General features: G+C 62.9%; 4 protein-coding genes. All 4 read right to left on the reverse strand.

Going from position 1 to position 5,827, the window contains the following annotated elements:
- Positions 1-280 (reverse strand): hypothetical protein (locus ABJK70_RS18800; RefSeq protein WP_347258757.1); only part of this gene is annotated, 280 nt, incomplete at its 3' end.
- 348 nt (positions 281-628) lie between these two features.
- Positions 629-1,426, reverse strand: coding sequence for a TIGR04290 family methyltransferase (locus ABJK70_RS18805; RefSeq protein WP_077728872.1), 798 nt, complete (start codon positions 1,424-1,426; stop codon positions 629-631).
- A 10-nt stretch (positions 1,427-1,436) separates the two neighbouring features.
- Entirely contained in the window at positions 1,437-2,522 is a 1,086-nt protein-coding gene (locus ABJK70_RS18810) for an inositol-3-phosphate synthase (protein WP_077728873.1), read from the reverse strand.
- A 330-nt stretch (positions 2,523-2,852) separates the two neighbouring features.
- Positions 2,853-5,747: a proline dehydrogenase family protein gene (locus tag ABJK70_RS18815; RefSeq protein ID WP_347258758.1), complete on the reverse strand. Its 2,895-nt coding sequence runs from the start codon at positions 5,745-5,747 to the stop codon at positions 2,853-2,855.
- Positions 5,748-5,827: the final 80 nt, after the last annotated feature.

Here is a 5,827-nt window from a genome sequence, read left to right on the forward strand (position 1 = left end):
GCCATTCGTGAATCTGCCAGTGGTTCCAGTCCAGCGGAAACCCGTGGACGGCCACGGCATCCATGCGCGGAATGACGCCGTAGTTTTTCATCCGTTCCATGAACAAGGGATCGATGGGAGAGATGCCCCCGAGGACGACCGGGAGTTTCGGATGTTCCTCGTGCAGGGCATCGGCCGTGAGATTCACCATTTCGGCGAAAAGACTCCAGTCCTGGTCGATCTCGAAATCCCAGTGGGATTTATTGTTGGGTTCGTTCCAGAGCATCACTGCTTCGATCATGATTTCCCTCCGCAAAGCTGTAGCGGGTCGCAAAAGCCTCGTTCCTTTTGGGGTGTCGCAAACGGTCGTCTTGGGAGCGCTAGGGCGAGCCTTCCCGACGCCATCGGTCGGCCAAGTGGAGCCGTCGGCGAGGGATTGCCGCCCTGCAACCGTGCCACTGTGTAGGTCGGGAATCCTTTCCAATCGCAAACGGCCTGGCCGGGAGCGCCGGCCAGCCCCTTCCCGACGCAATGCCCCATCCAGCGGATTCATCCGCCAGGGACGGCCGACCGACGATTTTTCGCCGGCGACTTTTCGTAGGCTCGAAAGGTATACCGTTCCCGGCAAACCGCCAATGCTTATTCCGGCCTACGGTTTTCTCCCGCGACAGGGATAGACCGCCCGATGATCCCAGTCTTCCAGGTTCAGTTCGGTCCTGCGGCAGACGTAGACCTCCTCCTCCGGACGGTCGAGGATATCGAAGCCCGCGCTGCGCAGCATCGCTTCGGTGCCGGCGCGGTTGGGAATCCACCAGTTGGTGGGATCGCCGGAATAGCGGTGTTCTATGAAATGCATCCTGGGAAAACCTGGCCGGTCGAAGACATCCCGTTCCTCGAAGCCGTAGTCCCGTCCTACCGCCTCGATCTCCGGGCTGCCGCGCTGCATGGACTGGAACAGCAGCAGGTCGCGGGCGACGTGTTCGTGGATCAGGTCCAGCGCCAGCAAGGGGTGGCGCAGGTGATAGAACACGCCCATGAAGATCACCAGACCGAAGGTTTCGCCGAGGTCGGCGATGTCGTAGACGGACAGCCGGCGAAATTCGATGTCGAGCCCTTTGACCTCGGCCGCGAAGCGGGCCTGGGCCAGATAAGCCTCGTCCGAGTCGATGCCGACGACCCGCTCGGCACCGCGCTTTTTCATCTCGATGGCGTAGAAACCCGCGTTGCAGCCGATGTCGAGCACCGATCGGCCGCTCAAATCGGCGGGAAGCGCGTCGGCGAATTGCCGCCACTTGACGGCGGGATAATCTCCGAGGAAATGATCGGGAGCGGTATGTACGCCGTCGAGGTCGAGATTGTGGAACCATTCGCCGAGCTCGCGGACGCGCCGCTCGATGCGGTCGCGGGTCCAGACGGTGGTCCCGTCCGTTTCGGTGGGTTCGATCATGGCGACTCCGTCAACGCGGCGCCTTGCCGCGTATGAATGCCTCCGTACGGGCACGGGCTTCGGCATCGGTGAACTGTTCGGGCGGGGATTTCATGAACCAGGCGGCCGGTCCGATCAGCGCTCCGCCGATGCCCCGATCGAGCGCCAGCTTGACGCAGCGCACCGCATCGATGACCACGCCGGCGGAGTTGGGCGAATCCCAGACTTCCAGCTTGAGTTCGCCGTGCAGCGGCACGTTGCCGAAGGTCGTGCCTTCCAGCCGGATGTAGCAGAACTTGCGGTCGGTGAGCCAGGGCACGTAGTCGCTGGGGCCGACGTGGGCCTCGGCGTCGGACAGGGCATGGTCGAGCTGGCTGGTCACGGCGCGGGTCTTGGAGAGCTTCTTGGACTCCAGCCGTTCCCGTTCGAGCATATTCAAAAAGTCCGTGTTGCCGCCGAAATTGAGCTGATAGGTGCGGTCCAGCCGGACGCCGCGCTCGCGGAAGAGATTCGCCAGCACCCGGTGGACGATGGTGGCGCCCACCTGCGATTTGATGTCGTCGCCGATGAGAGGAAGGTTTTTTTCCTCGAAACGCTTGCGCCAGCGGAGGTTCGAGGCGATGAACACGGGAATGCAGTTGACCATGCCGCAGTCCGCTTCGAGAGCCTGCTCGGCATAGAACTCGGTAGCCTTTTGGGCGCCGACGGGAAGATAGGAGACGACCACGTCGGTGGCGGTATCGCGGAGCACCTGGGCAATATCTGAGGGCGGATCGGGCGATTCCTCGATGACTTCCCGGAGATACTTGCCGAGGCCGTCGAGCGTGATGCCGCGGCGGACTTCGACGCCGATTTCGGGAACTTCGCAGAACCGGTATGTGTTGTTCGGCTCCGCGAAAATGGCTTCGGACAGGTCCTTGCCGACCTTGCTCACATTGATGTCGAAGGCGGCGGAAAACTCGATATCGGAAATGTGATAGCCGCCGAGGTTGACGTGCATCAGGCCAGGGACGGCATCGCCGTTCTTCGCCTTGCGGTAGAACTCGACGCCCTGGACCAGCGAGGATGCACAATTGCCTACGCCGACGATGGCGATCCTTACCTTCTTGCGATGCATACTCTCTCCTTGAGCATGTCTGGCGGATCGGGAGCGGCCTACGAGACCGTCCGGTTATGGCCGCGGTTTCCTCCCTGGAATAGGCGCAGGGACGGCATTCATTGCCGGAAGCGCCGGAGGAAAGTAGATCCCGGTTCGAATATATTTTTCGAGATTAATTTTTGCAAGAAGTTTCGCGGTATGCGGCGGGTTTCACTCCGTTAACCCACCCTACGAGCTGGGTAGGGCGGGTTAGGCCGACAGGCCGTAACCCGCCGTACGCCGCGAAAAGGCGGGTTACGCGAGTACGCTAACCCGCCCTACAACCTTCGTCGGGAACGGATTCCCGACCTACTCGATGTTTGGAACGAAACCGTGCCTCAGCGTGTTCTCGCTCACCACCCGAGTCCACAGAAACTGCTTGAGATAGTCGGGGCCGCCGGCCTGTACGCCGGTTCCCGAAAGCCGGGTGCCGCCGAAGGGCTGTACGCCGACGCGCGCGCCGGTGGTGCGGCGGTTGAGATACAAATTGCCGACGCGATACCGTTCCCGCGCGAGATCGAGATGTTCCGGAAGGCGCGAAAAAACGCCGCCGGTCAGAGCGTAGTCCGATTCCAGCGCCAGCGTGAGCGCGGCCTCGAAGGTGGGCGCGCGCAGCACGGCCAGCACGGGGCCGAAGATTTCCTCCCGCGCTAAACGGTGATGGGACTCGATGCCGGTGATTATGGCGGGCGGACAATAGAAACCGTCCGCGGGAACGCGTCCGAGATAATGAAGGCGACCCTCGGTCCGGCCGAGCTCGATATAGCTCATGGCCTTCTGCTGCGCATCGCGGGTGATCATCGGTCCGAAAAGAAATGCCGGATCTTCGGGCGGACCGTAGTCGTAGCTGTCGAGGGTTTCCGTCAGCCGTTTCACCAGCCGGTCGTGAACCCGGCCGACGGCGATGAGACGGGAGCAGGCCGAGCATTTCTGGCCCTGGTAGCCGAACGCGGAGTACAGGGTTTGGGCGACCGCTTCGTCCAGATCGGCGTCCTCGTCGACGATGATCGCGTTCTTGCCGCCCATTTCGCAGACCACCTGCTTGATGTACCGTTGCTCCGGCGCGAGCGTGTGCGCCTCCCGAAGAATCTCCAGGCCCACCGTCTTGGAGCCGGTAAATGCAATGACATGCACGTCCGGATGCTTGACCAGATACCGCCCGACCGTTGCGCCGCTCCCCGGCAGGAGCTGGCACACGCCGGGCGGAAAACCGGCCTGGTCGAGGACGGACTTGAATCCGTGGGCGACGAGATTGGCGGGTGTCGCCGGCTTCACGATAGCGGTATTGCCGGCGACCAGCGCCGCCGCGGTCATGCCGGTGAGAATCGCCAGAGGGAAATTCCAGGGCGGAATCACGGCGACGCCGCCGCGCGGCTCGTAGCGAAGATGATTCGGCTCGCCGGGAAAGCAGCGGGTGGGCCGCCAACCGGCCAGTTGCTCCATCCGGTAGGGGTAATAGCGCAAGTAGTCGACGGCTTCCGCCACGTCCGCGTCGGCCTCGCGCCAATTCTTTCCCGTTTCCAGAACCTGCCAGGCGGCCAGTTCGCCGCGGCGAGCGTCCATGATGTCCGCCGCCCGCCGGCACAGCGCGACCCGAGCGGCGGCGGGCGTGTCGCGCCAGCCGGGGAATGCGCGGTACGCATTGCGGACGGCGCGCTCGGCATGGGTGACATCGGCAACCGCCACATGTCCCAGAATCTCGGACGGTCGCGCCGGATTTCTCGATACTTCCAGCTCCGCGCCCTGCGGCGGAACGCCGGCCATGTCCAGCGGGTAGGTCGCGCCCAGTTTCGTACGCACCGCCGCCAGCGACCTTCGGAATTCCTGGCGAACCCGGTCGTGGCTGAAGTCCTTTAACGGGGCATTGAGAAAGGCGGGAGAAAGTGTTTCGGTTCCGGGTTCGTGCGGGTCGGGCGCCGCCAGAAGGTCGTCCAAATCGGCGCCTTCGACATAGGTTTGCCGCAGAATGGACGTGTTGGCGGTATTTTCCATCAAGCGCCGGATCAGATAGGCGATGCCCGGAATCAGCTCTCCCGTGGGGAGATAAACCCGGAGCGCGATGTCGGATGCGGCGACGGCGTGGCGCAAGGGCTCGGCCATGCCGTACAGCATCTGGACCTCCCAGTCGGCCGTGGAAAGACCTTGCCGGGACGCCGACGCGATGGAGTAGGCGAGACTCCGAAGATTATGGCTGCCCACGGCGGGATAGACAGCATCTGCATGCCGGAACAAGAGATCGAGCAGCGATTCGAACTGGGCGTCGGTAGCCGATTTGTCGAGAAACACCGGCACTGGCCAGTTGCGCTGCTCCGCAAGAGCCACTTCCGTGTCCCAGTACGCGCCTTTGACCAGACGCACGGAAATCCGGCGTTTTTCCCGCTCCGCCCAGTCGATCAGCTCTCGGAGATCGTCGGCGGTCTCCGGAAGATAAGCTTGCAGCGCGATGCCGGGATGCCAGCCGTCATCTCCCTCGCTTTCGACCAGGTCGCGGAACAGGCGGAGCGTCAAGGACTTGAGTTCGTAATGCTCCATGTCCACCGTCATGCCGGCTCCAAGTTTGCGAAGCTTGGCCACCAAGGGCTCCAGCCGGGCGAATACCCGGCGGCGCACGCCGGCGTAGTCGAGCGGATCGAAGTGGGCGGTCAGAGCCGAGAGCTTGACGGAGATATGAATCGGCGGATGTCCGAGCGGCAAGCGGTTCGCCGCCAGAAGGTCCAGCAGCGACAAGTATCGGCCCAGATAAATATCGCATTCCCTTTCGCTCAAGGCAGCTTCGCCCACGGCGTCGACGGTAACGGCCGCGGGTATCCGGGAGATGGTATCCAGCGCTCGGTTCAGGCGATCTTCTTGCTCCTCGACAACGAATTGACGCGCAAGGCGCGACACGGCGCGGCGCAGTGCAAAACCGCTGAAGGAATGGCCCCCCAGCTTGAACATGCGGCCCCACAGTCCCCGAAGCCGATCGGCATGAGGCGCCAGATAGTTCTGAAAATGGCGGGCCAGTTCCCGATCGGTTTCCAGTACCGGCAACACGTCGACGAATTGGAACAGCGCGGCGCGTAAGCCTTCGTCATGCATGGCCCGCATCAACACGCGCCCTCTCAGGCCCCGCGGGTCGAATAAGGACGGCGGCGACTCTCCGGCCAAACGGTAAAGGTTTTCGCCGATGTCGCGGACCCTTCGCTCGAAAGCCGTGTCGTTCATGACCCTACCTCAGAGTTGCCCAACGAATTCGGACCTCACCCGCGATGATAGTTCCATGGCGGAAGCCGCAGCGGGCGTCT

This window comes from Methylocaldum sp., from assembly GCF_039794385.1.
Taxonomy (GTDB): domain Bacteria; phylum Pseudomonadota; class Gammaproteobacteria; order Methylococcales; family Methylococcaceae; genus Methylocaldum.